Source organism: Enterococcus sp. FDAARGOS_553 (assembly GCF_003812305.1).
Classification (GTDB): domain Bacteria; phylum Bacillota; class Bacilli; order Lactobacillales; family Enterococcaceae; genus Enterococcus_D; species Enterococcus_D gallinarum.
In genome coordinates this window covers 999,051-1,025,870 of record NZ_CP033740.1, presented here as the reverse complement: position 1 = coordinate 1,025,870, position 26,820 = coordinate 999,051, and the positions used below count along the sequence as shown (strand labels likewise).

General features: G+C 42.0%; 25 protein-coding genes and 1 riboswitch. Of the genes, 21 read left to right on the top strand and 4 right to left on the bottom strand.

The genetic code is table 11. The features are described from left to right. Window positions 1-60 precede the first annotated feature (60 nt). The 3 genes from glmU (at window position 61) to thiT (ending at window position 3,404) form a co-directional block, all read left to right on the top strand. Entirely contained in the window at window positions 61-1,449 is a 1,389-nt protein-coding gene (gene glmU / locus EGX73_RS05305) for a bifunctional UDP-N-acetylglucosamine diphosphorylase/glucosamine-1-phosphate N-acetyltransferase GlmU (protein WP_003128832.1), read from the top strand. A 101-nt stretch (window positions 1,450-1,550) separates the two neighbouring features. After that, window positions 1,551-2,525: a ribose-phosphate diphosphokinase gene (locus tag EGX73_RS05300; protein ID WP_003128833.1), complete on the top strand. Its 975-nt coding sequence runs from the start codon at window positions 1,551-1,553 to the stop codon at window positions 2,523-2,525. Between the two features lie 142 nt (window positions 2,526-2,667). Continuing rightward, window positions 2,668-2,769: riboswitch (TPP riboswitch) on the top strand. 92 nt (window positions 2,770-2,861) lie between these two features. Then, the gene (thiT, locus tag EGX73_RS05295) at window positions 2,862-3,404 is read left to right on the top strand and encodes an energy-coupled thiamine transporter ThiT (protein WP_042620412.1); all 543 of its coding nucleotides are present in this window, start codon (window positions 2,862-2,864) and stop codon (window positions 3,402-3,404) included. Window positions 3,405-3,443: 39 nt separating this feature from the next. On the opposite strand, the gene EGX73_RS05290 is transcribed toward thiT, so the two are convergent. Beyond that, the gene (locus EGX73_RS05290) at window positions 3,444-4,226 is read right to left on the bottom strand and encodes a hypothetical protein (RefSeq protein ID WP_003128835.1); all 783 of its coding nucleotides are present in this window, start codon (window positions 4,224-4,226) and stop codon (window positions 3,444-3,446) included. 229 nt (window positions 4,227-4,455) lie between these two features. Here EGX73_RS05290 and EGX73_RS05285 point away from each other — a divergent pair, with 229 nt between their 5' ends. From EGX73_RS05285 to gor, 18 genes are all read left to right on the top strand, one after another. Further along, complete coding sequence (locus EGX73_RS05285) at window positions 4,456-5,169, top strand: class A sortase (protein WP_003128837.1); 714 nt, start codon at window positions 4,456-4,458, stop codon at window positions 5,167-5,169. Window positions 5,170-5,249: 80 nt separating this feature from the next. Continuing rightward, window positions 5,250-6,908, top strand: coding sequence for a patatin-like phospholipase family protein (locus tag EGX73_RS05280; protein ID WP_123866794.1), 1,659 nt, complete (start codon window positions 5,250-5,252; stop codon window positions 6,906-6,908). Then, a complete protein-coding gene (locus EGX73_RS05275) occupies window positions 6,901-7,116 on the top strand; it encodes a YdbC family protein (protein WP_003128839.1) in 216 nt (71 codons plus the stop codon). Before EGX73_RS05280 ends, EGX73_RS05275 begins: the two co-directional genes overlap by 8 nt. Before the next feature lie 13 nt (window positions 7,117-7,129). After that, window positions 7,130-8,014, top strand: a complete 885-nt coding sequence (locus EGX73_RS05270; RefSeq protein WP_003128840.1) for a YicC/YloC family endoribonuclease — start codon at window positions 7,130-7,132, stop codon at window positions 8,012-8,014. Between the two features lie 12 nt (window positions 8,015-8,026). Next, window positions 8,027-8,308 carry a hypothetical protein gene (locus EGX73_RS05265; protein WP_003128841.1) on the top strand — a complete coding sequence of 94 codons (282 nt, stop codon included), beginning with the start codon at window positions 8,027-8,029 and terminating at the stop codon, window positions 8,306-8,308. 119 nt (window positions 8,309-8,427) lie between these two features. Beyond that, a complete protein-coding gene (gmk, locus tag EGX73_RS05260) occupies window positions 8,428-9,042 on the top strand; it encodes a guanylate kinase (RefSeq protein ID WP_003128842.1) in 615 nt (204 codons plus the stop codon). Between the two features lie 5 nt (window positions 9,043-9,047). Beyond that, complete coding sequence (gene rpoZ, locus EGX73_RS05255; protein WP_005469752.1) at window positions 9,048-9,353, top strand: DNA-directed RNA polymerase subunit omega; 306 nt, start codon at window positions 9,048-9,050, stop codon at window positions 9,351-9,353. A 131-nt stretch (window positions 9,354-9,484) separates the two neighbouring features. After that, entirely contained in the window at window positions 9,485-11,884 is a 2,400-nt protein-coding gene (gene priA / locus EGX73_RS05250; RefSeq protein WP_003128844.1) for a primosomal protein N', read from the top strand. A gap of 10 nt (window positions 11,885-11,894) precedes the next feature. Continuing rightward, window positions 11,895-12,386, top strand: coding sequence for a peptide deformylase (gene def, locus EGX73_RS05245; RefSeq protein ID WP_003128845.1), 492 nt, complete (start codon window positions 11,895-11,897; stop codon window positions 12,384-12,386). Beyond that, on the top strand, window positions 12,379-13,332 hold the full coding sequence (fmt, locus tag EGX73_RS05240; protein ID WP_123866793.1) for a methionyl-tRNA formyltransferase: 954 nt from the start codon (window positions 12,379-12,381) through the stop codon (window positions 13,330-13,332). The genes def and fmt overlap by 8 nt, the downstream gene beginning before the upstream one ends. Then, window positions 13,322-14,680 carry a 16S rRNA (cytosine(967)-C(5))-methyltransferase RsmB gene (gene rsmB / locus EGX73_RS05235; RefSeq protein ID WP_005469754.1) on the top strand — a complete coding sequence of 453 codons (1,359 nt, stop codon included), beginning with the start codon at window positions 13,322-13,324 and terminating at the stop codon, window positions 14,678-14,680. Before fmt ends, rsmB begins: the two co-directional genes overlap by 11 nt. A gap of 15 nt (window positions 14,681-14,695) precedes the next feature. Next, window positions 14,696-15,439 carry a Stp1/IreP family PP2C-type Ser/Thr phosphatase gene (locus tag EGX73_RS05230; protein ID WP_123866792.1) on the top strand — a complete coding sequence of 248 codons (744 nt, stop codon included), beginning with the start codon at window positions 14,696-14,698 and terminating at the stop codon, window positions 15,437-15,439. After that, entirely contained in the window at window positions 15,432-17,423 is a 1,992-nt protein-coding gene (gene pknB / locus EGX73_RS05225) for a Stk1 family PASTA domain-containing Ser/Thr kinase (RefSeq protein WP_005469756.1), read from the top strand. Before EGX73_RS05230 ends, pknB begins: the two co-directional genes overlap by 8 nt. Before the next feature lie 239 nt (window positions 17,424-17,662). Further along, the gene (locus tag EGX73_RS05220; protein ID WP_003128852.1) at window positions 17,663-18,130 is read left to right on the top strand and encodes a CtsR family transcriptional regulator; all 468 of its coding nucleotides are present in this window, start codon (window positions 17,663-17,665) and stop codon (window positions 18,128-18,130) included. Between the two features lie 5 nt (window positions 18,131-18,135). Beyond that, complete coding sequence (locus EGX73_RS05215) at window positions 18,136-20,610, top strand: ATP-dependent Clp protease ATP-binding subunit (RefSeq protein ID WP_123866791.1); 2,475 nt, start codon at window positions 18,136-18,138, stop codon at window positions 20,608-20,610. Window positions 20,611-20,913: 303 nt separating this feature from the next. Next, window positions 20,914-21,834 (top strand): peptidase U32 family protein, encoded by a 921-nt coding sequence (locus EGX73_RS05210; RefSeq protein WP_003128854.1) that lies wholly within the window; start codon window positions 20,914-20,916, stop codon window positions 21,832-21,834. 12 nt (window positions 21,835-21,846) lie between these two features. Continuing rightward, a complete protein-coding gene (locus tag EGX73_RS05205) occupies window positions 21,847-23,088 on the top strand; it encodes a U32 family peptidase (protein ID WP_005469760.1) in 1,242 nt (413 codons plus the stop codon). Window positions 23,089-23,300: 212 nt separating this feature from the next. Then, the gene (gor, locus tag EGX73_RS05200; RefSeq protein WP_003128856.1) at window positions 23,301-24,647 is read left to right on the top strand and encodes a glutathione-disulfide reductase; all 1,347 of its coding nucleotides are present in this window, start codon (window positions 23,301-23,303) and stop codon (window positions 24,645-24,647) included. A gap of 160 nt (window positions 24,648-24,807) precedes the next feature. Here the strand turns inward: gor and EGX73_RS05195 are convergent, their stop codons facing one another. The 3 genes from EGX73_RS05195 to EGX73_RS05185 are packed head-to-tail and all read right to left on the bottom strand — an operon-like array spanning window position 24,808 to window position 26,793. Continuing rightward, entirely contained in the window at window positions 24,808-25,794 is a 987-nt protein-coding gene (locus EGX73_RS05195; RefSeq protein ID WP_123866790.1) for a polyprenyl synthetase family protein, read from the bottom strand. Between the two features lie 11 nt (window positions 25,795-25,805). Then, on the bottom strand, window positions 25,806-26,366 hold the full coding sequence (locus EGX73_RS05190; RefSeq protein WP_003128859.1) for a Gx transporter family protein: 561 nt from the start codon (window positions 26,364-26,366) through the stop codon (window positions 25,806-25,808). A gap of 10 nt (window positions 26,367-26,376) precedes the next feature. Next, window positions 26,377-26,793 (bottom strand): NusG domain II-containing protein, encoded by a 417-nt coding sequence (locus EGX73_RS05185; protein ID WP_003128860.1) that lies wholly within the window; start codon window positions 26,791-26,793, stop codon window positions 26,377-26,379. Window positions 26,794-26,820 lie beyond the last annotated feature (27 nt).

Genomic DNA, 26,820 nt, shown 5'->3' with positions numbered 1-26,820 from the left:
GTTGGGCTAAACTGGACATATACAGAAATCAATCAGTCGGAATCGATAGGAGTGGAACACGTGGAATCACGTTTTGCAATTATACTTGCCGCAGGCAAAGGTACTAGAATGAAATCCAAGTTATACAAGGTTTTGCATCCCGTTTGCGGAAAACCTATGGTAGAACATATCATGAATCGCGTAGTGGAGACAGAACCTGATGCAATCGTAACAATCGTCGGACATGGAGCAGAAATGGTCAAGCAACAATTAGGGGACCGCAGTGAGTATGCTTTACAAGCAGAACAGTTAGGAACTGGCCATGCAGTTGTTCAAGCAGAGCCTTTCTTAAGAGAAAAACGGGGAACAACGTTAGTAATCAGTGGAGACACCCCTTTGTTAACGACTGAGACATTGAATAATCTTTTTGAGTTCCATCAGGAACAAAAAGCCTCAGCAACGATTTTAACTGCGCAAGCTGAAGATCCGACCGGATATGGTCGGATTGTACGCAATCAAATGGGTGTCGTAGAAAAAATCGTGGAACAAAAAGATGCCTCTGTGGAAGAGGCGATGATCCAAGAAATCAATACGGGAACGTATTGTTTTGACAATGAATTATTATTTGATGCATTGGCAAAATTAGATACCGATAATGCACAAGGGGAATATTATCTAACAGATATTATTGAGATCTTGAAAGCAGAAGGGAAGATTGTAGCTGCTTATCAAACGGATGATTTCAATGAGTCGTTAGGAGTCAATGATCGATTAGCGCTGGCAGAAGCGAATCGTTTGATGCGCAAGCGTATCAATCAGCAGCATATGCGCAATGGTGTGACATTGATTGACCCTGATACTACTTATATTGATGATGGCGTGGAAATTGGAGCAGACACACTGATTGAAGCTGGTGTCGTCATCAAAGGTGCAACGAAAATTGGTGAAGACTGTGTCATCACTGCATCTTCTCAAATCATAGACAGTCAAATCGGTGATGATGTAACGATCAAGGCATCTGTGGTGGAAGAAAGTCGAATCTACAACGGGGCAGATGTCGGACCAAATGCACATCTGCGTCCAAAAGCAGACATTAAAGAAAGAGCCCATATTGGTAATTTCGTAGAAATAAAAAATGCAACGATCGGTGAGGGAACAAAAGTAGGGCATCTCTCTTATGTCGGAGATGCAACGCTAGGGAAAAATATCAATGTTGGTTGCGGCGTCGTCTTTGTAAATTATGATGGCAAAAATAAATTCAAGACAGTTGTCGGAGACAATTGTTTTATCGGCTCTGGTTCGAATTTAGTGGCGCCATTGCAGATTGAGGAAGAAACCATGATCGCTGCTGGCTCTACAATCACAAAAGATATTCCTAAACATAGCATGGCGATTGCCCGAGCAAGGCAGGAAAACAAAGAAGGCTATGCAAAAAAATTGCCTTATTTGAATGAAGAAACTGCGAAATGACTTGATTTATTTAGCAAAAATGACTACTATTTACTAGGAAGAAGATTCTGGTGAACTAGTAGTCTTTTTGCCAGATGAACGCAAAGAAAGTGGAGGTTCTCATGTCAAATCATTATTTTGATCCAAGATTGAAGATTTTTTCGCTGAATTCTAATCGTCCGTTAGCTGAAAAAATCGCAGCTGCAGTAGGTGTGGAATTAGGTAAGTGTTCAGTGAACCAATTTAGCGATGGCGAGATTCAAGTTAACATTGAAGAAAGTATCCGTGGTTCACATGTCTATGTTATTCAATCCACAAGCAGTCCAGTAAACGATAACCTAATGGAGCTACTGATCATGATTGATGCCTTGAAACGTGCAAGTGCGAAAACAATCAATGTAGTGATGCCTTACTATGGTTATGCGAGACAAGACCGTAAAGCTCGTTCCCGCGAACCAATCACTGCTAAATTGGTGGCGAACATGATCGAAAAAGCTGGCGCAAATCGTATGGTTACCTTAGATCTACATGCTTCACAAATCCAAGGTTTTTTTGATATTCCTGTAGATCACTTGATGGGTGCACCATTGATTGCTAATTATTTCTTGGAAAGAGATATTCAAGGAGATGACGTTGTAGTCGTTTCACCAGACCACGGCGGAGTGACTCGTGCGCGTAAATTAGCAGAATTCTTGAAATCACCAATTGCGATCATTGATAAACGACGTCCAAAAGCAAATGTTGCTGAAGTAATGAATATCATTGGTCACGTAGAAGGCAAAACGTGTGTCTTGATCGACGACATGATCGATACGGCCGGAACAATTACTCTAGCAGCGAACGCATTAAAACAAGCTGGTGCAAAAAGTGTTTATGCTTCATGTACTCATCCTGTTTTATCAGGACCTGCTTTGCAACGGATCGAAGATTCAGCTATCGAGCACTTAGTAGTTACTGATTCAATTTTCTTGCCAGAAGATCGTAAATCTGAAAAAATTGACGAAATCAGTGTTAGTGCATTGATGGGAGAAGCAATCAAACGAATCCATGAGAATAAACCTGTTAGTCCACTGTTTGAATCAAAATTATCGATTTAAAAATGATAACCCAAAAGAAGCATCTCGTCTAGATGCGGTTGAGATGTTTCTTTTTTTATCAGAGCGAGTTTTCTTTTCTTTTTTTTATTTTGTGGTATTCTTGAAGATGACTTGCAGCAGTGCAAGCAAAATAAAATAGAATCTAATCACAAAGGGGAGTCTGAAAAGGCTGAGAATGAGAGTACTCTAAACCCTTCGTACCTGTTTCGATCATGCGAACGTAGGAATTGTGACGAGTTGAAGTGTCTAACACTTCTCCTTTGTGAATTGTGATGATTCTAAAGGAGGAGTTTTTTTGTGGGAAATGGTACAAAAATTTGGATAGAGGGAACGATTATGGCGGCACTGGCGATGGTACTATCGCTGATTCCTTTAGACTTTGGAAGTAGTTTTTCAATTTCTTTAGGACAGATTCCATTAACAATATTTGCTATCCGTAGAGGCTGGAAGCCAGGATTAATGGCCGGATTGGTTTGGGGATTGCTGCATTTCCCATTAGGTAAAGTCTGGTTTTTGAGTGTTCTTCAAGTATTGATTGAGTACCCATTTGCTTTTACATTTGTTGGTTTTGCCGGACTTTATGCAAATAAAATTCATTTGGCGATTAGAAATGGTTCGAAGGGTAGCGTGCAACGACTACTTGTACAAGCAACATTCACAGGCGCATTTGCTCGTTATTTTTGGCATTTCCTTGCCGGTTGGGTTTACTGGGGCGCATATGCTCTCTGGGGGATGAAACCTTGGCTTTTCTCTCTGGTAATGAATACCGCCAGCGGACTTGCTACGGCAATCGTCACGGCAATTATCTTACTAATTGCTTATCGAACATCCCCAGAGGTATTTGTACCTAAGGACGATTATTTAAATCGGACTGCGTAAAAAAAGACTTGTTCTCCAAAATCAAAATAGGAGAGCAAGTCATTTTTTATCGATAAAACCAAAAGCTAGATCATCTTGATCCAATTCCAACTGCCATTCTTTTTTATTTGCAAAGTAGCGAAGCGTTGCCACTTGATAGTCTTCTTTCAGAGAGAGGTGACTATTTTTGAGCCCAGATTCCTCGACTAAGTAAATCGGGATTGTGTAGGTTTTATCGACCAATTGTTCTTGATGGAAACATAAGATGATTCCTTCCTGCATGACCCCCCGCAAGTCTTTGAGAAGATTTAAATCAAGTTTAGAGACCGGAGTAGGCTTTTTGAAGAAAGAAAGTCGATCATTTATTTTTTCTAGAACGATGTGCGTGATTTTGTCAGCTAAAATTCGGTAATATTCTTCCAGGTAGCGGTAGTAAACACGGGAACGCTGATCTTTGAGGTCGAAATAAACAAAGTTGTTTTGCAGTTTGTAGAAAAACGGAGAATGAAGATGCGTTTTCATATGCCCAAAATATAACAATTCTGAAATTTCTAGCGGTGTTAGCTCCTTTACCATTTCTAAATCATTAAAGTCGATCCATTTGATTTCTTCTGTGATCCGTCCGCGGTTGAGTTGTTGAAAGAAAAGGTGGACATCTTCAATGCCTCGGATAATCTTTAGCCCTGTATGCGACTCAAATTCACCAAATTCACTAGAGGGATCAAGCAACAACAGATTTTTTGGCTGGTGAACGATGCTCTTGTTGAAATCTTGAGCATCCACTCCGCGAGTCGAAACGGCATTGCTGGTTGTATCAATATGTACATAAATCGTGTTCGACATGCCAATTAATCCCTCCCTGATAATAAGTTCATTCTACAATAAAGTGTATCAAATTGCTTGTATCTTTTCGTTTAAAGTTATATTACAAAATAACGGAAAAAACAATTTTTAAGATTACGTTTTTTTATGAAGCAAAAAACTTTGCTTTTTTATTAAAAAAAATCCAAAATTGGCGCTTCTGCAATGATTTTGTTATGATAGGAGTAATAAAAATTGGAGACGAAAAACGATGAAAAAGAAACGAACTTTGTTCCATTGGCTCTCGAATCTATTTTTGGTCCTTTTGTTATTGATTGGTCTTGCTTTGATTTTTAATAATCAAATCAAAAATTTTCTGATCAAACACAACGGAGATGCTTACGCAGTTTCCGAGATCTCTAGAGCCGATGTCAAAAAAAATATGGAGGCAGATACTACTTTTGATTTTGATGCCGTTGAACCGGCCAGCTCAGAAGCAGTTCTTAAAGCGCAACTAAGTAACAGCACATTACCAGTGATCGGTGGTGTTGCGATACCTAGCGTAGCGATTAATTTGCCGATTTTTAAGGGGTTATCGAATGAAGCTTTGCTATATGGAGCAGGAACTCTTAGCCCAACACAAAAAATGGGCGAAGGAAATTATGCACTAGCTAGCCATCGTGCGCAGTCGCCAGACCTTTTGTTCACACCTTTAGATGATGTGGCTATTGGCGCAACAATTTATATTACGGATTTAGAAAATATTTATACATATACAGCAACTTCAACCGTGCGGGTTCAACCAACAGATGTTTATTTATTGGATGAAGTAGCAGGGAGAAAAATGATCACATTAATTACATGTGGTGAAATGGGTGGAGTAACCAGACGTGTGGTTCAGGGTGATCTTGAATCGGTTACACCAGTTGCTGATGCGACAGACGAGATGCGGGCCGCATTCAATATGGAACAGCGGACTTTTTAAATGATAAGAATACCACGAATGATGTCAGAAATTTTCATTGATCATCCGTGGTTTCTTTTTTGCATTTGAGGAGGAGTCGGATGAAGACAACAAAAATTTATTTTTCTGATTTATATGTATCCCAAGATGTGTTTCAACAAAGCCGACTAGTTTTCCCTTTTTTTTCTAGTCATTCGGAGGCGCGAGCCGCTTTTCAATCAGTGGTCAACGAACAGGGGTGGCGATTGACGAATCAACACGGCACAGTCTATCTGTCTTGTGTCCATGAAGGGCCGCTTCTGACCATTCAGAATTTGTTGCAGGTGCCAAGTGATGCATTTACTTGGGAGACACTTGTTTCGATGACTGAGAGTTTTGCTAGAAGCCGTTTCGTAGACCAGATACTTTGGGAAATGACAAGAAACCCCATCATGGATCAGTGGTTTGTGGGACGTGGATATGGTAGGGTGACACAGGGGTACCACAAGCAACTGGACTACCATACAGCTTTCGTCCTAGGTGGAGGAGGCGCCCATGGCGCCTATCAAATTGGCGTATGGCAAGCGCTGAAAAAACATGGAATCATATTTGAGTGGGTAGCGGGGACGTCAGTTGGTGCATTGAATGGTGCATTGGTTTTAATGGACGATATTGAAGCTGCTGAGCAATTATGGACGAATATTTCTAGTGAACAGGTCCTCCAATACCCAAAAGCTGCTGCTAAAAAAGAAACCTTATTAGATATGATGGAGCAATTACGCTCACTCGTAAAGACAGCACTTAAAGACAATGGTGCGAGTACAAAACCATTAGCACAGCTGTTAGCAGCGACTTTTGATGCAGAAAAATTTAATGCCAGCAAAAGCCAGCTCTTACTTTGTACGACTCGTCTGCCGGATTTCAAAGAGGTTGTTTATCAGTTTGATTCCAGCAAAATTGATTATAGTTTGCAATGGTTGCTAGCATCAGCGTCTTTTTATCCAGCAATGCAGGCACAATTGATTGATGGGATCTATTATATTGATGGAGGGTACCGCAACAATCTGCCAATTGATGTAGCCATTGAGCGAGGCGCTACAGAAGTCATTGCCGTCGATGTCCAAGGGCCTGGAATCAATAAGAAGGTTCAGGTCTCAGAATCAATTGCGCAGATTCAAATTGCTTCACCTTGGACTCTAGGTAGTTTTTTGATTTTTGATGCCAAACGTTCTCTAGAAAACATGACTCTTGGGTATTTAGAAACGATGAAATACTTTGGCAAGTTCAGTGGCTATTGGTATACTTTTGATGAAGAGGTCTTCAACGATTCGTGGAAGCCATTCGTTCATTTGCTTCGACAAGATGCACCGCGATTGTACGCATTTATGAAAAAAAAGGAATTTTGGAAGAAAGTGCGTAAGTTATATCAGCAAGAGGTCCCCTTGGAAATTTGTGGGCGCGTCTTTTTTGAATGCATAGGCAGATTACTACATCTTACACCGACCGTCATTTATACAAAGGAATCTTTCCTGCAAGCGATACGTGAGAAAATCATGGCAGAACCAACGAAAGAAACAGAAGTATGGTCAGTGTCAGAATGGTTGTATTACTATCGCGAACAGTTCTTTTTGTTATCTGAACAAAAACGGTTCTTGTTTTTCTATCGAACCCAACAAATTGAAACACCGGCATTTCAGCAGATTCGTGCGCGGTATCCAGAATTGGCTGTGCTGTCAGCCTATCTGGCTTATTTTTTAAAAGGAGAGGAACACAATGGATAATTTTTCTTATGAGATCGTAGAGGAGATCGCCGTTCTTTCGGAAAATCCTAAAGGGTGGCGTAAAGAGCTTAATTTAGTCAGCTGGAATGGTCGCCCGCCTAAGTTTGACTTGCGTGACTGGAGTCCAGGACATGAAAAAATGGGTAAAGGCTTAACGTTATCAAATGAAGAATTCACCGAATTGAAAAAAGCACTGCTTTCTATGTGAAAGGAAGAAATGAATGAAAAGCATGACAGGTTTTGGAAAAGGGAATGGAGAAACAGCTGATTATCAAATAGAGATTGAGATTAAAAGTGTCAATCAGCGATTTATGGATTTGCAGTTGCGCATGCCCAAACAATTGAATGATTTGGAAGCACTAATTCGACAAGAAGTCAAAAAAGTATTACAGCGTGGTCGGGTGGAGCTTTATCTGACATTGAACGAAAAGAATGCGGCTCATAAAGAAGTTATAGTCCAATGGGATTTATTGGTGCCTTTTTTGAAGCAGGTCGAAGAAGAAGCTGCTCAAAGGTTGGATATAAAAGAGCTGTCGAAAAAAAATCTTTTGGAAAAATTAATCGTCCATGAAGCATTTCTTGATATCCGAGAAAAACAACAAGAAGATACCCAGTTAGAGCAAGGTGTGTTAGATGCTTTGTCTCAGGCTCTAACAGCTATCGATCAAAGCCGTGAAATTGAAGGACAAGGGATTTATCAAGTGTTAAAAGAAAATCAGCAGCAATTACTTGGTAAAATCATGGAATTACAGACGTTTATTGCCGTTTATGAAGCCGATCATCGCCAACGTTTTGAGAAAAAGCTGACGGAATATTTAGGCGAGCAAGTAGATCAAGAACGTTTGTTGACCGAGATGGCCATCCTGTTGGAGCGGGGAGATATTCATGAAGAGTTGGATCGAATGATGATTCATTTAGATTCTATGACTACTTTGTTAGAGGCAAAATCGCCGATCGGCCGGGAGCTGGATTTTTTGATTCAAGAAATGAACCGAGAAGTAAATACCATAGGTTCCAAGTCAAGCCCAATTGAAATCAAGAATAGTGTAGTACAGATGAAGACGATTATTGAAAAAATAAGAGAACAAGTCCAAAATATCGAATAGGAGTGATCAACAATGAAATACTATGATATTACTTTTCATGAATTAAGCGGAAAAAACGTCATCAAGCGGAGCGTCCCATCAGATAAAGCAAACTTTGATGCTTGGCAAGATGCTTGTGTCGCGATTGATCAAGAGTTCTTGCAAATTTTGGTCAATGGAAATGCGGTATCGTTGAATCGTCGGTATATCGTTCGGATTGATTGCCAGGAAGTAGAAGATCCTACGGAGAAAGCTATCACGACAAAAGATGAGTTGGCAGGTGTGATCAATACGCTAAGCAACATGGGGTTCTAAAAGTAGGAGAGATGAGTAGTAATTTCATGAATTTCCCATTATAATAAAGTAGTTCTTGAAAGTTGCTGAAAAAAAGTGCAAAATAGACGTTAAGCAAAAGTCAGTGAAAGGACGTCATTATGTCAGAGCGAGGATTACTAATAGTTTTATCAGGACCTTCCGGTGTAGGCAAGGGCACTGTGCGAAAAGCAATTTTTGAAAGTGATGACAACGATTTTCAATATTCTGTTTCGATGACAACACGCAACAAGCGTGAAGGTGAGATCGAAGGCGTTGATTATTATTTCCGCACCCGTGAGGAATTTGAAGCCTTGATCGAAGCAGGCGAAATGTTGGAATATGCAGAATACGTTGGCAATTACTACGGCACCCCGTTGTCTTATGTTCAAAAAACATTGGACCAAGGGAAAGATGTTTTCTTGGAAATCGAAGTTCAAGGAGCTAAACAAGTCAAAGAAAAAGTGCCTGATGGGGTCTTTATTTTTCTTACCCCACCTGATTTAGCAGAGCTACGCTCACGTATCACTGGCAGGGGGACAGATTCTGCTGAAGTGATCGATGAACGAATGCGTGTTGCCAGAGAAGAAATCGAAATGATGGCTTTATATGACTACGCAGTCGTAAATGATGAAGTATCTAAAGCAGTACAACGGATTCGAGAAATTATATCAAGTGAACATTTTCGCGTTGATCGAGTAATCGGCAAGTATATCAAAATGTTAGAGGAGCTGTAAAACGAATGATGTTAAAACCTTCAATCGATTCATTATTGGATCGTGTGAACTCAAAGTATTCCCTTGTGATTTTAGCCAGCAAACGCGCGCATGAACTAGATGCAGGCGCCCAAGCAACATTGGAACAATTTGATTCGGTGAAAAGCGTAGGACAAGCATTGGAAGAAATCGAAGCAGAGCTTGTTGTTAATGATCCGCATCCAGAAATCAAACGTGCTCGCTTGAAAATGGAACAAGAAGAGCGCAAAGCGCAAAAAGACCAAGAGCAAAAAGAACTGGAAGCCCGGATTCGTGACGAACAGAATCTGTAGACAATTAAAAAAGCTAGAGCACAATGCGTGTTCTGGCTTTTTCTTTTGAGTCGATAGCCGTTAAATTTTCGTAAGGTTTACAGACAAATGTCTGTCATTTTAGTAAAATAAAGCCTGGAGGAGGTGAGAAGATGACCTATGCAGCAGAAGTGATCGTGGATGTACCAACGATGCAGACAGATCAACCTTTTACATATGAAATACCTGAATATTTGCGCGCTGTAGCAGAGACTGGCATGCGAGTCGAAGTGCCATTTGGTAATGGGGATCGGCATATCCAAGGCTTTATCGTAGGATTGACGGATACACCGCCAGGTCAACCATTGAAACCTATTCTTCGCTTGCTGGATCTTTCTCCTGTGGTGAATGAAGAATTATTACAGTTAGCTGATTACATGAAAAAAACGACATTTGCTTTTAAGATTACCTGCTTGCAGACCATGTTGCCTAGTGTGATGAAAGCAGAATACCAGAAGAATATTCTTTTATTGGATGATACGCACCCAATAAAAGCGCATTTTCCTGAGACGAATAGCCTGAGCTGGCAAGCTGCTGAGGAAGCGGGATTATTGTCGCAATTGAAAGTATTGCGTGAAGAAGCAGTCGTTGAATTGCAATATGTGGTAAAAAATAAAAATAAAGCCAAGAAAATCCGTATGGTGAAACGCCTGATCTCTCCAGAAGCAATTCCAGAGGCAATGAAGCAAATCAGGAAAGGGGCTAAACGGCAACAACAACTATTGACAGTCTTACAAGAATCTGATCAGCTTCCTGTTTCATTTTTTGCAGAAGCAGGCATTTCGACAGCTGTCTTGAATCAAGGGCAAGCATTAGGCTGGCTTGAATTTCATGAGGTTGAGACATATCGGGACCCCTTCAAAGATCGATCATTTCCCCAAACTGCAGCATTAGCATTGAACGAAGAACAAACCGATGCGGTTTCAAAAATTCTGTCAGCAGCAAAAAGACAAGAGGCACAAACCTTTCTTTTAGAAGGCATCACTGGCAGTGGGAAGACAGAAGTCTATCTTCAAACGATCGCTGAGCTGTTGGAACAAAAAAAGACTGCCATTATGCTGGTGCCAGAGATTGCTTTAACCCCACAAATGGTGGAACGATTCAAGAGCCGCTTAGGTAACGCTGTGGCTGTGCTTCACAGTGGACTGTCACAAGGGGAAAAATATGATGAATGGCGAAAAATTGAACGGGGAGAAGCCCAAGTAGTAGTCGGCGCACGTTCAGCTATTTTTGCTCCTTTAAAAAACATTGGCGTCATTATTGTCGATGAGGAACATGAAGCAAGCTATAAGCAGGAGGAGGCACCAAGATATCATGCGCGTGATTTAGCGATATGGCGCGGAGGATATCATCATTGTCCTGTTGTTTTGGGGAGTGCCACTCCCTCTCTCGAGTCACGGGCTCGGGCGCAAAAAGGCGTTTATCAATTGTTGCGTTTGAATCAACGAGCAAAACTCAGTGCTCGTTTGCCGCAGATCAATGTAGTAGATATGCGGGAAGAATTTGCCAACAAAAACTACCAGACCTTTTCTCGCCAATTACAGGAAAAAATTCAAGATCGCTTAGATAAACAAGAACAAATCGTTTTGCTGCTGAATAGACGCGGGTATTCTTCTTTTGTTATGTGTCGTGATTGCGGGTATGTTCTGCCTTGTCCGAACTGTGATATTTCTTTGACGCTTCATATGGATACCAAGACGATGCGCTGTCATTATTGCGGGCATGAAGAAAAGATCCCTCACCGCTGTCCTAGTTGTCATGCAGATAAGATCCGTTACTATGGAACAGGTACGCAGAAAGTTGAAGAAGAACTAATTGCTAGATTTCCAGAAGCACGGGTATTGCGGATGGATGTGGATACTACCCGCAAAAAAGGAGCACATGAAAAAATACTTACTTTATTTGGCGAAAAGAAAGCAGACATTTTACTAGGAACACAAATGATTGCCAAAGGGTTAGACTTTCCGGATATTACATTGGTAGGGGTCTTAAATGCTGACACAGCATTGAATCTGCCAGATTTTCGTTCTAGTGAACGAACATTTCAATTGCTGACGCAAGTAAGCGGCCGAGCTGGCCGGGCGGAGAAAGCCGGCGAAGTAATCATTCAGACATTTAATCCGGAACACTATGCGATTCAGCTAGCACAAACCCAAAACTATGAAGCTTTTTACCAACAAGAAATGTGGGTTCGGCATCAAAGCGGATATCCCCCTTATTACTACACGGTAAAAATTACCTGCAGTCATCTCGAAGAGCAGGCAGCTGCCCAAAAGATGTTTGCCATTTACCAAGAAGTACAAAAAGAATTATCGGGTCAAAGTATTTTGCTTGGACCGGCACCTAGCGCGATCATGCGTGTCAAAAATCGCTATTACTACCAACTGATTATTAAATACAAAAATGAACCACATTTGCCTGAACTGTTGACCCGGTTATTGGAACAAAGTCAGATCGATCAGCGAAAAGGACTCTATGTTTCCATTGACCAAGAACCGTTGAATTTTATTTAAAGGAGATATTATGCGCTATCCGATTATTATTCATCCCGACGATCAGCTTCGTCGAAAACCAAAACCGGTATCTATGATTACAGATGAGCTGGTACAACTACTAGAAGACATGTATGAAACAATGGTGGCGCATGACGGCGTAGGTATTGCGGCCCCTCAGATTGGTAAAAACCTGCAAGTGGCAATCGTTGAAGTAGATGAAGAGGATCGTTTCGAACTGATTAATCCAGAAATCATCGAGTCATCAGGAGAATCTGTTGATGTAGAAGGGTGCTTGAGTATTCCTCATACCTATGGTACGGTCAAGCGAGCAGATGAGATTACGGTTCGCTACTTTGACCGTGAAGGAGAAGAAATGGAGGTTCAAGCTTTTGGCTACTTGGCTCGGGCTATCCAGCATGAGATTGATCATCTGAATGGTGTCTTATTTATTGATAAAATGATCGATAAGATCCCAGAATCTGAACTAGAACAATATATGGAGGAACACGAAAATGACTAAAGTTGTCTTTATGGGAACCCCCGCGTTTTCTGTACCAATCTTAGAAGGATTGCTGGCAGAAGGCTATGAAATTGCAGCGGTAGTGACCCAACCGGATCGGCCCGTAGGTCGAAAACGAGTAATCACGCCAACGCCTGTCAAAGAAGCAGCATTGAAGCACCAATTGTTGGTTTTGCAACCAGAAAAAATCAGCGGTTCACTTGAAATGGAAACGATCAAAGAATTAGCACCAGACATTTTAGTCACTGCGGCCTTTGGCCAATTTTTACCGGAAAAGCTGTTGCAAGTACCAAAATTTGGAGCGATCAATGTCCATGCCTCCTTATTACCAAAGTATCGGGGTGGTGCCCCAGTGCACTATGCCATCATGGAAGGCGAACCGGAAACAGGTGTCACCATCATGGAAATGATTAAAAAAATGGATGCTGGGGGTATTTTTTCTCAAGCTAAACTGCCGATCACTAATCAAGACGATGTGGGGACTATGTTTGAGAAATTAAGTTTATTGGGTAAAGAATTACTGCTGAAAACATTACCTAAGATCCTATCAGGAGAACTGAAACCAATGCCTCAAGCTGAAGAGCAGGCAACATTCTCCCCCAATATTACGCAAGAACAAGAAGCAATTGATTGGACAAAGACAGCACAGGAGATCGACAATCAGGTCCGAGGGATGCGACCGTGGCCAATTGCTTTCACGACTTACCAAGGGAGCCGTTGGAAGATTTGGTCAGTAGCAGTAGTCGATGAAACAACAGATGCCGCGCCAGGAACCATCATACAACGAACGAAAAAGGCGCTATGGATCGCTTGTGGTCAACAGACAGTTTTAGCTTTAGAAGAGCTACAACCAGCTGGAAAAGGTCGTCAATCCATTGCGGCTTTTCTAAATGGCACTGGGCAACACATTCAACTAGGTGATAAGGTTGGTACTCATGAAGCGTAAAATAGGAAAAATCCAATATACTGTTCGCTTTGTTGCATTAGAGGCCTTAGTTCGTATCGAAAGAGGCGGTGCCTATTCGAACTTATTATTGAGAGAACTGATGAATCAAGGCCGTTTAAATGATAAAGATGGACGTTTATTGACAGAAATGGTCTATGGAACAATTAGTCGGCAGCTGCTATTGGATTATTATTTAGCGAACTTTATCAAGAATGCAAAAAAAGTCGATCCATGGGTCAGATCATTATTGCGTCTTTCTCTTTACCAAATGCTGTACTTGGACAAAGTACCTAATCATGCTATTTTAAATGAGGCCGTGGAAATCGCGAAAGCAAAAGGAAATCCAGGAATCGGAAAATTTGTTAACGGCGTGTTGCGTACGATTCAAAGAGAGGGTGTGCCGGCACTTGATCAAATCAAAGATCCCTTGGAGCGGTTAGCTATAGAAATCAGTATGCCATTATGGCTAACTGAAAGATTCGTAGCGCAGATCGGCAGCGATAAAACCCGGGAGTTAGGGCTGTCTTTACTAGTACCTAGCCATGCTAGTGGACGCCTTGATCTACAAAGAATTACTCGCAACGAAGCCATCCTTCAACTACAGGAAGAAGGAATCGAAGCTCGAGAAAGCCAACTATCTCCGTATGGGATTGTGGCTGATAAAGGATTTTTAGCCGGCTCTTCTTTATATCATGACGGATTATTGACAATACAAGATGAAAGTTCGATGTTAGTAGCACCGGCACTGCACATTGCACCAGAGCACCAAGTATTGGATGCTTGTGCAGCGCCTGGAGGTAAAACAACCCATATCGCGTCCTTTCTATCTGCAGAAGCAGGTGGGAAAGTCACTGCATTGGATATTCATCCTCATAAAGTTAAATTGATCACTGAAAATGCTGAAAGACTTGCGGTCTCAGAGGTGGTTCAAGCGGAAGTGATGGATGCAAGGGAAGTCGCTCAACATTTTGAGGAACAACAGTTTGATCGAATCTTAGTGGATGCTCCTTGCTCCGGTCTAGGATTGATGCGTCGTAAACCAGACATCAAATACAACAAGCAGGCAGCTGATCTAGAGCGTTTACCCGAAATTCAGTTAGCGATTTTAGAAAGTGCCGCCCCAACGCTAAAAAATTCGGGTATAATGATCTACAGTACATGCACTATAATGCTAGAAGAAAATCAGGCAGTAGTGGAGGCATTCTTAGCGGATCATCCAGAATTCGAACGAATCGATGTATCGGTAAATGCTGATATTGCTGCGAATATCAATGATCAGATGCTAACGATTTATCCGCAAGATTTTATGACAGATGGCTTTTTCATAAGCTGCCTTCGCAAAAAGTAATGAGGTGAAAAGAAGTTGGAAATCCATTTTCAAACAGATGTTGGTAAACGTCGGAATACGAACCAAGACTTTGCTGCTGTGTATGTCAACAAAAAAAGTATCACATTGGCGATCTTAGCTGATGGGATGGGAGGACATCGGGCAGGTGATGTAGCGAGTCGTCAGGCTGTGAGTGGCTTGGGAATCGCTTGGGAAAAAACAGAATTGACAGATAGTGAAAAGGCTGCTCAATGGCTGATCCAAAAAATCCAGGCAGAAAGTGTCTCGATCTATGAAAAAGGCATCGAGGATGAGGCGCTGAATGGCATGGGAACAACGATCATTGCTGTAGCACTCTTTGAGGATCAATTTACGATTGCGAATGTTGGCGACAGCCGCGCCTATATTTTGCGGGATCATGAGTTGATACAAATTACTGAAGACCATTCTCTTGTCAATGAATTGGTGAAATCTGGCCAAATTACTGCTGAAATGGCACTGAACCATCCACGCAAAAATGTTTTGACTCGTTCTGTTGGAATGCCTAATACAGTAGAAGTAGATGTAGCGATTCATTATTTTGCTGAAAGTGATTACTTGCTTCTTTGCTCAGACGGACTGACAAACATGTTGGCAGATGAAAAGATCGCAGCCATCATTGAAGGCGCGTCGTCCCTTAAAGAAGCAGTTCAGCAGTTGATCGATGCAGCCAATCAACAAGGCGGAGTCGATAATATCACAGTGTTACTGATCAAAGTTGGAGGAACTGCCCATGATTGAAATAGGGAAAAAGTTAAATGGCCGCTATAAAATCATTGGCAATATCGGCAGTGGCGGCATGGCAAATGTATTTCTGGCTCATGATTTGATTCTTGATCGAGAAGTTGCCGTCAAAGTATTGCGATTTGACTTCCAAAATGATAAAAATGCGATTCGCCGCTTTCAGCGTGAAGCATTGGCTGCCACAGAGTTGGTTCATCCCAATATCGTAACAGTGTATGATGTAGGCGAAGAAGATGGGATGCAGTTTTTGGTGATGGAATATGTCAAAGGCATGGACTTGAAGCGATATATTCAAACCCATTACCCAGTTCCTTATCTACAGATTGTCGATATCGTGCAACAAATTTTGTCAGCAGTGGCATTGGCTCACCAACATCGAATCATTCATCGGGACTTGAAACCACAAAACATTCTGATCAATGAAGAAGGCGTCGTTAAGATCACGGATTTCGGGATCGCGATTGCTTTATCGGAAACATCGATCACCCAAACCAACTCGATGTTAGGCTCTGTGCACTACTTATCGCCAGAGCAAGCACGGGGAAGTATGGCTACTAACCAATCTGATATCTATGCGATTGGAATCATCCTATATGAAATGCTGACGGGGAAAGTTCCTTTTGATGGTGAGTCCGCTGTCACAATTGCCTTAAAACATTTTCAAGATGAGATCCCTTCTATTCGTATCTATGATAAAAATGTTCCTCAATCATTAGAGAATGTCGTATTAAAGGCAACAGCGAAAGAGCAAGCCGATCGTTATAAGACCGCTGATGAAATGCGAGAAGATCTTTCAACAGCCCTGTCACCTGAGCGCTTGAATGAACCAAGGTGGGAGCCACATGCGCTAAACGATGAAACTCGAGCGCTGACCCCTATTACCGATGAAATGATAGCTGAACAGCCTGCAGAACCGGCAGTGACGGAGCCAGAAGTAGAAGAGACCGCAGACCAGAAACAAGAAAAACCAAAGAAGAAGCGGAAGAAATGGTGGCTGATCCTGCCAATACTAGTTATTGCAGCGCTGCTGGTCATTGGCGGCTATTTTGTTTTTGGCGGAGGGCGCGGCGATGTTGAGATCCCTAAAGTCAGCGGAGACACAGAGACCGTTGCTCGAGAAAAGCTGGAAGCAGCAGGATTAAAAGTTGCTGATGAAACCGAAGAAATTGCTGACGATGAGATTGAAGAAGGCAATGTCGTTAAAACGGATCCACAAGAAGGAACCGAAGTCAAAAAAAATAGCGAGATCACTTTGTATATCAGCTCAGGGACTGAAAAAATCACCTTAAAAAACTATGAAGAGAAAAATTTTGAAGATGTAAAAGCCGAGTTGATCAAGTTAGGTTTTTCAGAAGACCAAATCAAAGAAGAGACCAAATCCAGTGATGCTATCGGAGAAGGTCTGATCATTAGCCAATCACCAGATGTCGGCGAGAAAGTTTCTCCGAAAGAGGATGACATTACTTTTGTAGTCAGCACGGGACCTGAATCGTTTGCAATGGAAGACTATTATGGTCAAAGAATCGAAGATGTACGGGCGGCATTGACCTCAAAAGGAGTTCCAACCGAAAATATTTATGAACAATCAGCGCCAAGCGATGAACCGGTGGGGACTGTCATTAATCAAGCGCCAGGAGCAGGAGAATCAGTCATTACCTCTCAAACTGTTATCACGCTGACAGTCAGCAGCGGTCAAGAGATGGTTAATGTGCCACGAATCATTGGACAGAGTCGAAATGATGCTGTAGCAGCACTAAATGAGGCTGGGTTAAAATATTCGATCAAAGAAGAATCGGGCTACAATGATTCTGTTCCGGCTGGAGAAGTCACAGATGTTTCGCCAGGTGAAGGGACTTCGGTGGCTGTTGGTTCTTCAGTAAATGTTACTATTTCTAAAGGACCAAAACCAGAGTCCTCTACGAGTGAATCCTCCGCTAGCAGTGAATCAACAAGTACGAGTTCAACGAGCTCTGAAGATTAATCAATAGCTGAAAAAACTATCCGAATGATTTTTAAGTTTACTCTATAGGTCGCAGTGAGATGGCAACCAAAGACTGTAGAAGTAACCACTTGAAGATGCGGATAGTTTTTTTGTGATGCGAAAAAAGAGCTAGCTGTTTAAGTTTCTTTTAGTAATTCCGCATCTCTAGGCGTACATCTTTTCAAGTTTTCAAAAATTGGGTATAATGAAGGTCAGAATTAGTCAAGGGAGGGAATGAATTGAATCATCATAACACTTCCGATTTGATTGAGGCATATTTGAAGAAAATTCTTGAAGACAGCGAAACAATCGAGATTCGCCGAGCTGAAATGGCGAATTTATTCAATTGTGTGCCTTCACAAATAAATTATGTGATCAATACCCGTTTCACTATTCAAAGAGGGTATACTGTTGAAAGCAAACGTGGAGGCGGAGGATATATCCGTATCGAAAAAGTAAAGATCACGGATAACCACCACTACCTTGAAGAAATGAATCAATTATTTGATGAAACCATCTCGGAAAAAGATGCTTATGCAATAATCCAAAAACTTTATGAGGAAGGAATCCTGTCGAAGCGTGAGGGCAATTTATTGTTGACCGTCATTGCGAAGTCAGTATTAGGACGTTCTCCTTATGAAAATCGAACACGAGCAGACTTGCTCCATGCAATTTTAGAACGTTTAAGTTATGAAGACAGGAAGTGAATGAGATGGATGAACTATTTACACAACGAGCGAAAGCTGTGCTGACGATCGCACAGGAAGAAGCAAAGTACTTTAAACATCAGTCCGTAGGTTCAGAACACATCTTGCTTGCCTTAGTCATTGAACAAAATGGCATTGCCGGCAAAACGTTACGGGAAATGAATATCACTGAAAATGATATTCGCGAAGAAATCGAGCATTTAACAGGTTACGGAACTGTTCGCCAATATCCAGAGAATGCCTATCTAGCCTATTCCCCACGAGCGAAGCAAACATTTGTTTACGCTGGAGATGAAGCTAAGCGTTTAGGCGCTCTTCAAATCGGCACAGAGCATCTTTTGTTAGGATTGCTTCGGGATGAAGATATTTTAGCCTCAAGAATCATGTTGAACTTAGGTTTGAGTTTGGCTAAAATGCGGCAGTTATTAAAGAAAAAAATGGGTATCAATGACACAAAAAATGCCGGTGGTGCGGGTCGTCGTCGTCCTCAAGGAAAAGCACAAGGAACGCCGACGCTGGACTCACTAGCTCGAGATTTAACAAAATTGGCAAGAGATAAACGCTTAGATCCAGTAGTGGGTCGAGCAAAAGAAGTGAAACGATTGATTCAAATCCTAAGCCGCCGGACCAAAAACAACCCTGTTTTAGTAGGGGAACCGGGGGTTGGTAAAACAGCTATTGCTGAAGGATTGGCACAAAAAATCATTCACGGTGAAGTACCAGAAGATATGCAGAACAAACGCTTAATGATGTTAGATATGGGTGCTTTAGTAGCTGGCACGAAATATCGCGGTGAGTTTGAAGATCGAATGAAGAAAATCATCGACGAAATTTACCAAGATGGACAGATCATTTTATTTATTGATGAGCTGCATACACTGATTGGTGCTGGTGGTGCGGAAGGTGCTATCGATGCATCGAATATATTAAAACCTGCATTAGCCCGCGGAGAATTACAAACAATTGGTGCTACGACCTTAGATGAATATCAAAAGTATATCGAAAAAGATTCTGCATTGGAAAGACGGTTTGCCCGTGTTCAAGTGGATGAGCCAACGCCAGAAGAAGCAGAAGAAATTTTACGAGGATTACGTCCCCGTTATGAAGAGCATCACGGCGTAGAGATTTCAGATGATGCCCTGCATGCCGCTGTCCAATTGTCGGTACGCTATATCAATTCACGGCAGTTGCCGGACAAAGCCATTGACTTAATGGACGAATCGGCAGCAAAAGTGCGCTTGGATAAAACAGACGAAAGTTCTGAGTTGGCCGATTTGCAAAATGAAATCGCCAATCTGATTGAAGAAAAAGAAGCAGCGATTCGCCAACAAGATTTTGAAGCCGCAGCTCGTTTGCGCATCAAAGAGAAGAAATTGACCCAGCAGTTGACTGAAGTTGCGTTCATGGAAGTGAAAGAAGCTTCTGGCTACGCAGACAGTGTCACAGGCGAAGATGTTGCGGCAGTCGTGTCGCAATGGACGGGCGTTCCTTTACAGCAAATGGAGAAAAAAGAAAGTGAACGGCTTCTCGATCTAGAAAAAATCCTGCATCAGCGAGTTGTTGGTCAAGAAGAAGCTGTGAAAGCAGTCGCACGTTCGATTCGTCGAGCACGTAGTGGTCTAAAAGATCCGAATCGTCCAATTGGTTCATTCATGTTCCTAGGTCCTACGGGTGTCGGAAAAACAGAGCTGGCAAAAGCCTTGGCAGAAGCAATGTTTGGCAGTGAGGATTCACTCGTTCGTGTGGATATGTCTGAGTTTATGGAGAAATACAGTACAAGTCGTTTGATTGGCTCCCCTCCTGGTTATGTTGGTTACGATGAGGGTGGACAATTAACTGAAAAGATTCGTTCAAAACCTTATTCAGTGATTTTACTAGATGAAGTGGAAAAAGCTCATCCAGATGTCTTCAATATTCTCTTACAAGTCCTTGATGATGGTCATTTGACAGATGCCAAAGGGCGGAAAGTCGATTTCCGTAATACAATCCTGATTATGACCTCAAATATCGGCGCACAACAGATTCGTGAAGAAAAGAATGTAGGTTTCAATGTGGTGGATCTTAGCAAAGACCATCAAGCGATGCAAAAACGGATTCTGGAAGAACTCAAGAAAGCATTCCGTCCTGAGTTCTTGAATCGGGTGGATGAAACAGTTGTCTTCCGTTCATTAGGCGAAGATGAAATTCATGAAATCGTTAAAATCATGAGTAAAGCGATCATCAAACGTCTCAGTGATCAAGACATTCAACTGAAGATCACATCTGCAGCGATTGATGTCATCGGTAAAGCTGGTTTTGATCCAGAATATGGGGCTCGCCCAATTCGTCGAGCATTGCAAAAAGAGGTCGAAGACCGCTTAAGCGAAGCACTATTGTCTGGACAGATCCATTTAGGTGACCGGGTGACGATTGGGGCATCGAAAGGCTCAATTACATTGAATGTAAGAGAAGGCCAATCTCGTATTCTTCAACAAGTATAAGCTCTATTAGAAAGAAAAATGAAACTATCTAACTAGCAAACGACTGATGGTCAGCAGAATGCAGGCTGAACCATCGTTTGCTGCTTGGATAGTTTTTTTGTGGGCAAATAGTATTTGTTGGATTTCGAACAATTGAAATGGAGATAAAAACTCATAAAGTTCACAAATTTAAAAGAGCGTTAAAGTTGGATTACCAGTTCTCATCGCTGAGTATTCCTTTTTTTAGTGAAAAAAGTTCAAAAGGAAGTCTTGGAAAGCCGTGTTGCCTGTGATACTATTAGTGAGTTATAGAGGAGGAATATCATGGTTGAGATTATCGCAACGGTGGAGTCGATTGAACAAGCAAAACAGCTCTTACCTTATGTAGATACTATTTTTTTCGGAGAAGAAACTTTCGGTTTGCGTTTGCCGACATCTTTCTCACGAGAGGAACAAAGCGAATTGATCCGCTTAGCGCAAGCAGAAGGAAAACAAGCGATGGCGGCAGTCAATGGCATCATGCACCCGCAAAAAATGACGCTAGTTCCAGAATACTTGGCTTTTTTGAAGGCCAACCATGTTGATAAAATTTCTATCGGCGATCCAGGAATCATTTATCGTATGAAAAAGAATCCGGAATTGGCATTGCCGTTTGTATACGATGGAGAGACGCTGGTCACCAGTGCTAGACAAATCAATTTTTGGGGGCAAAAAGGGGCGATTGGAGCAGTTTTAGCAAGAGAAGTCCCCTTTGGAGAAATGACAGTTTTAGCACCACAGCTAACGATTCCTGCGGAAGTGCTTGTCTATGGGGCAACGTGCATCCATCAGTCGAAACGTCCATTGCTTCAAAATTATTATAATTATACGCAACAGGAAGATGAAAAATCTCGTGAGCGAGGTTTATTTTTATCAGAACCCAAGAAGGAGGATACCCACTACTCGATTTATGAAGACAGTCATGGCACACATATTTTCGCCAATAATGACATCAATTTGATGAATGAATTGCAGTCTCTTTTTGAAACGGGGTACCAGACTTGGAAGTTAGACGGTTTATTTACTCCAGGGACAGCGTTTGTCTCGATCGTAGCTTGTTTTGCACAGGCGAAGCAATTGCTTACTGAAGGCACATGGACTGCTGAACAAGCAGCTAGCTTGAGTGAACAAGTACGTCAGCTACATCCAGCTCAACGGGGGTTAGATACCGGTTTTTATGCGATCAATCCAGAGGATATCAAGTAAGGAGCAATGGAAATGACAGTCAAACAAAAATTGAAACGGCCAGAAGTATTGGCACCAGCCGGTACATTAGAAAAATTAAAAACAGCCATTCATTACGGGGCGGATGCTGTTTATATAGGCGGCAACGCCTATGGCTTACGCAGTCGTGCCGGAAACTTTACCTATGAAGAGATGGCTGAAGGGGTTGCATTTGCTAAAGCTCATAATGCTAAAGTATATGTAGCAGCAAATATGGTCACCCATGAAGGCAATCAAGAAGGAGCTGGGGAATTTTTCCGTCAATTGCGGGATGTGGGAATTTCGGCGGTGATCGTGTCTGATCCTGCTTTGATCGAGATCTGTGCGACAGAAGCACCAGGATTGCCGATCCATCTTTCAACGCAAGCTTCCGCGACAAATTATGAAACGCTAGAATTTTGGCGAGAAGAAGGGCTTGAGCGAGTTGTCTTGGCTCGAGAAGTATCCATGGAAGAAGTCGCCGAAATCCGCAAAAATACGAGTGTGGAGATTGAAGCTTTTATTCATGGGGCGATGTGTATCTCTTATTCTGGACGTTGTACATTGTCCAATCACATGTCGATGCGAGATGCCAATCGTGGTGGTTGCTCACAATCTTGTCGTTGGAAATATGATCTTTTTGATATGCCTTTTGCACAAGAAAGAAAGAGTTTGACAAAGAATGGAACGATCGAAGAAGAATTCTCAATGAGTGCAGTCGACATGTCCATGATCGAACATATTCCTGACTTGATTGAAAACGGCGTCGATAGTTTTAAGATCGAAGGACGGATGAAATCGATCCACTATGTTTCAACTGTTGCGAATGTGTACAAAGCGGCAGTTGACAGTTATATGGAAGATCCAGAGAACTATGTCTGCAAACAAGAGTGGATTGATGAATTATGGAAGGTAGCGCAAAGAGAACTAGCTACCGGATTTTATTACCATACACCGAGTGAAAATGAGCAATTATTTGGTCCTCGGCGTAAAATACCGCAATACAAGTTTATCGGGGAAGTCATGGCCTATGATGACGCAACAAAGATGGCCACGATCCGGCAGCGGAATTTGTTTTCGGTGGGGGACGAGATCGAGTTTTATGGACCTGGATTCCATCATTTCCATCAAAAGGTGGAAGTCATGTATAATGAAGACGGTGAATCGATCGATCGCGCGCCAAATCCGATGATGCTTCTAACGATGCCCGTCGCTGAACCTGTTCAGGTTGGCGACATGATCCGGAAGAAAAAATAAAAACTGTGACAGAAGTATCCAAGGCTGATAAAGGAAAAATAATGAGATTCGAGGGGTAGCGCACTGTGCTAAAAGCGAGTTTGAATTTCGTACATGTTATGTTCCTCTCCCTTTATCATTGACTCGGTGCTTTCTGTCGCATTTTTTTGTAAGATTTGAAAAATCCTTCGATATACACCAAAATGAAGTTGTTCCTAAGGAGGAGACCAATAATGCAAGAGTATGATTACATAGTGATTGGCGGTGGCAGTGGCGGGATTGCTTCTGCTAACCGTGCAGGAATGCATGGAGCCAAAGTTTTATTGATTGAAGGCAATGAGCTGGGGGGTACTTGTGTCAATGTGGGCTGTGTACCCAAAAAAGTGATGTGGCAAGCAAGTGAAATGTTAGAAATGATTAAGCGTGATGCCACGAGCTATGGTATTTATCCACATGTGGATAAATTTGATTTCAAGCAACTTGTGGATAACCGTGAAAAATATATTGATTTTTTACACACAGCATATCAAAAAGGCTTAGATAGCAACAGAGTAGAAGTTATCCACGGTTATGCACAGTTTGTGGATAACCATACTGTGACGGTCGATGGACAAGAATACAGAGCGCCAAAGATCTTAATTGCTACAGGAGGAAAACCTAGTGTCATGTCGATTCCTGGTGGTGAACATGCGATTGATTCCAATGGCTTTTTTGCCTTAGAAGAAGTGCCTAAAGAAATGATTGTCTTAGGAGCAGGGTACATTGCGGCAGAACTTAGCGGAATGAGTCAGCAATTTGGCAGTCACGTTTCTTGGGCTTATCGTAAAGAACGTCCATTACGGGCGTTTGATCATATGTTAACTGATAATTTAGTAGAAATTTATCGAGAAGCAGGAATGGACCTTTATTCCGGCTATGTAGCTGAAAGGATCGAAGAACGTGATGGACAATATACGGTTTTCTTTGAAAATGGTCAAACACTGACGGGGGACTGTGTATTGTTTGCTGGGGGACGAGTGCCCAATACCCAACACCTTGGTTTGGAAAATACAGATGTCTCTCTAGATGAAAAAGGCTTTGTCATTGTTGATAAGTACCAAAATACGACTGCTGAATCGATCTTTGCAGTTGGAGATGTGATCGGCAAATTAGAGTTGACGCCAGTAGCGATTGCAGCGGGTCGTCGCTTGTCTGAACGATTGTTCAATGGTCAAACTGAGGCACATTTAGATTATGATCTGGTGCCGACAGTCATTTTTACGCACCCACCAATTGCAACGATCGGTCTTTCAGAAGAAGCTGCAATCGCAAAATATGGCGAAGAAGAAATCAAAGTATATCATTCACGCTTTACACCAATGTACTTTGCATTGAATGACTATCGTCAAAAATGTGAAATGAAACTTGTTTGTTTAGGAAAAGAAGAGAAGATCATTGGTCTACACGGTATTGGAATTGGTGTTGATGAAATGCTGCAAGGATTCGCCGTCGCCATCAAAATGGGAGCAACTAAGGCAGATTTCGACAATACCGTTGCAATCCATCCGACTGGAGCAGAAGAGTTCGTTACAATGCGATAAACAGTTAAGAGAAAGTGAAGTAAAGAAAAAGAACGATCTCCGATTATAGAAGACGTGTCGTCTAATCAATCGGAGATCGTTCTTTTTTGTCTGAAAGACAGCTAGTTGAAAGCAGCTACCTCTAAATCACTTATCAAACTATTATTTATAGAAAAACCACTCAATTTGTGCGAGCTAGGATTTGGTTTGTGATCTGATACAAATAGTCTTTGGTATTTTTTCCAGGATCAGGTAATTTCTTGATTCCTTGCAGGGCTTTTTTTGTATAACGAGCAGCTAATTGATGTGCTTCTTCAACGCTATGGCTGTCGTGAACGATTTGGTAGACTTGCTGCGCTTCCTGATCGGTCATCTCGGCTTTTTTCTCCAGTAATAGTGTTAGCACTGCCCGCTCTTTTTTCAGTGCCAACAACAACGGCAGTGAGTAGACCCCCTGCTTGACATCTTCAAGGACAGGCTTACCCAAGGCACTTTCGCTTTGGCTGTAATCAAGGATATCGTCCATGATTTGAAATGCTAACCCGATGGATTGACCAATCGTTTTTGCCTGATTGGCTAAACGTAGAGAAGCCCCACTTTCATAAGCCCCGATAAAGCAGCTTAGAGCAAACAGTTCAGCTGTTTTACCGGAAATGTTTTCCAGATAGTCCTCAATCGTCACATTCAGGTCGTAGCGTTTGCTCATTTGTCCTAATTCTCCAGCTAAAATTGTTTCCATGCTGCGAGAATTGATTTGCAGACTTTTGAGAGAACCAGCGTAATCCGCCATTAGTTTAAAACAGCATACAAAGAGATAATCACCCGCGTAAACGGCGACATCATTACCGAATTGTGCACGGATAGTAGGCAAGCTTCGCCGAGTATCGGCTTGATCAACAATATCATCATGAATCAGTGAAGCAGTATGGAGCATTTCGATCGCTGCGGATAGTGCTACTGCTTTTTGAGAATCTTTCTCTTCTCCGAATTCAGAGAACAACAACTGATAGGCCGGGCGGAGCATCTTGCCGCCAGAATGGATCATCGCTAATATCGCTTGTTCTACTGCTTTATTTTTTAGTTTCAAGGATTGTTCCATTAATTGCAGCGATTCAGATAAATCGTTTTGCAACGCAGGATATGCTTGCCACATTGGATGAAGTTTCATAAATGACTCCTTTATTTTGAATCAGAACGCCACTTGACATTGGTTTGCCGTTCATAATCAAGCTGAAATCGCCGTAATGTGTCTACTCTTTGCAAAAGATAGTTGGCGGCGATGCCGATGGCGATCCCTGATAGAATACCGAAAAATGCGAGAACGGGTAGGTAAAGCATGACACTCCAGGATTGAGCAATCCAAGAAGCTGTGACCAATTGGCCAACATTGTGTAAAAAACCACCAGCTGCACTGATCCCGATAATGCTGACGCGCTTAGGTCCTAGTTGTTTTACTAGCAACATACCGAAATAGCTCAAAAGTGAACCACTCATACTATATAAGAATGTTGAAACAGTTCCGCCTAAGAGTGTAGTTAAGATCAAACGTAGCCATATCAGCAAAAAACTGTCTCGTTTAGGCATAGTGAACAAAGCAATGATCGTGATCAGATTGGCTAAACCTAATTTAGCTCCGGGAGCAAAGGCAAAAGGATACGGAATCATATTTTCAATCAAACCGATAACGACTCCTTGAGCAACTAATAATGAGATGAAAATGATTTTCTGTAAACGACTCATAGTATCACGATCAGTAGATTAGATCGTCTGTCTCACTCCCATCTGTTGCACGAACTTCGATCACTAATTTATGTGGCAAACATACGATTGTTTCGCCATTTTTTGAGGCCCAGCCGCGGCGGACGCAAATTTGATCGCCACAGTCAGCTTCTTTGATGCGGATGCGGTCACCAGCGATTTCAATGAGATTGTAATCACCATCTGGATCTTCGTATCGATACGTGTAGCTATCTTGTCCTTCAATCAAATCAAACTCTTTGATCTCCTTGCCATCAACTCGCAAAACAGCTTGTTTGGCGGCAGTAGGGGTACTTTGTGATTGCCCAAAAATCAAAATTGGTAAAAACGAGCTAAGTATCAGTACCAGAATGATGACCCCGTCCCAAGGCTTCAGGTGGGCACGACGGATAAATTCTTTTACTTTCATCAGAAAGACTCCTTTGAAGTTCTGTGT

What these genes read in the sequence shown, in the direction of transcription:
- EGX73_RS05300 (WP_003128833.1), top strand. Translation starts at nt 1,551, where the DNA reads ATGTCAAATCATTATTTTGATCCAAGATTGAAGATTTTTTCGCTGAAT.
- thiT (WP_042620412.1), top strand. Translation starts at nt 2,862, where the DNA reads ATGGCGGCACTGGCGATGGTACTATCGCTGATTCCTTTAGACTTTGGA.
- EGX73_RS05290 (WP_003128835.1), bottom strand. Translation starts at nt 4,226, where the DNA reads ATGTCGAACACGATTTATGTACATATTGATACAACCAGCAATGCCGTT.
- EGX73_RS05285 (WP_003128837.1), top strand. Translation starts at nt 4,456, where the DNA reads ATGAAAAAGAAACGAACTTTGTTCCATTGGCTCTCGAATCTATTTTTG.
- EGX73_RS05280 (WP_123866794.1), top strand. Translation starts at nt 5,250, where the DNA reads ATGAAGACAACAAAAATTTATTTTTCTGATTTATATGTATCCCAAGAT.
- EGX73_RS05275 (WP_003128839.1), top strand. Translation starts at nt 6,901, where the DNA reads ATGGATAATTTTTCTTATGAGATCGTAGAGGAGATCGCCGTTCTTTCG.
- EGX73_RS05270 (WP_003128840.1), top strand. Translation starts at nt 7,130, where the DNA reads ATGAAAAGCATGACAGGTTTTGGAAAAGGGAATGGAGAAACAGCTGAT.
- EGX73_RS05265 (WP_003128841.1), top strand. Translation starts at nt 8,027, where the DNA reads ATGAAATACTATGATATTACTTTTCATGAATTAAGCGGAAAAAACGTC.
- gmk (WP_003128842.1), top strand. Translation starts at nt 8,428, where the DNA reads ATGTCAGAGCGAGGATTACTAATAGTTTTATCAGGACCTTCCGGTGTA.
- rpoZ (WP_005469752.1), top strand. Translation starts at nt 9,048, where the DNA reads ATGATGTTAAAACCTTCAATCGATTCATTATTGGATCGTGTGAACTCA.
- priA (WP_003128844.1), top strand. Translation starts at nt 9,485, where the DNA reads ATGACCTATGCAGCAGAAGTGATCGTGGATGTACCAACGATGCAGACA.
- def (WP_003128845.1), top strand. Translation starts at nt 11,895, where the DNA reads ATGCGCTATCCGATTATTATTCATCCCGACGATCAGCTTCGTCGAAAA.
- fmt (WP_123866793.1), top strand. Translation starts at nt 12,379, where the DNA reads ATGACTAAAGTTGTCTTTATGGGAACCCCCGCGTTTTCTGTACCAATC.
- rsmB (WP_005469754.1), top strand. Translation starts at nt 13,322, where the DNA reads ATGAAGCGTAAAATAGGAAAAATCCAATATACTGTTCGCTTTGTTGCA.
- pknB (WP_005469756.1), top strand. Translation starts at nt 15,432, where the DNA reads ATGATTGAAATAGGGAAAAAGTTAAATGGCCGCTATAAAATCATTGGC.
- EGX73_RS05215 (WP_123866791.1), top strand. Translation starts at nt 18,136, where the DNA reads ATGGATGAACTATTTACACAACGAGCGAAAGCTGTGCTGACGATCGCA.
- EGX73_RS05210 (WP_003128854.1), top strand. Translation starts at nt 20,914, where the DNA reads ATGGTTGAGATTATCGCAACGGTGGAGTCGATTGAACAAGCAAAACAG.
- EGX73_RS05205 (WP_005469760.1), top strand. Translation starts at nt 21,847, where the DNA reads ATGACAGTCAAACAAAAATTGAAACGGCCAGAAGTATTGGCACCAGCC.
- gor (WP_003128856.1), top strand. Translation starts at nt 23,301, where the DNA reads ATGCAAGAGTATGATTACATAGTGATTGGCGGTGGCAGTGGCGGGATT.
- EGX73_RS05195 (WP_123866790.1), bottom strand. Translation starts at nt 25,794, where the DNA reads ATGAAACTTCATCCAATGTGGCAAGCATATCCTGCGTTGCAAAACGAT.
- EGX73_RS05190 (WP_003128859.1), bottom strand. Translation starts at nt 26,366, where the DNA reads ATGAGTCGTTTACAGAAAATCATTTTCATCTCATTATTAGTTGCTCAA.
- EGX73_RS05185 (WP_003128860.1), bottom strand. Translation starts at nt 26,793, where the DNA reads ATGAAAGTAAAAGAATTTATCCGTCGTGCCCACCTGAAGCCTTGGGAC.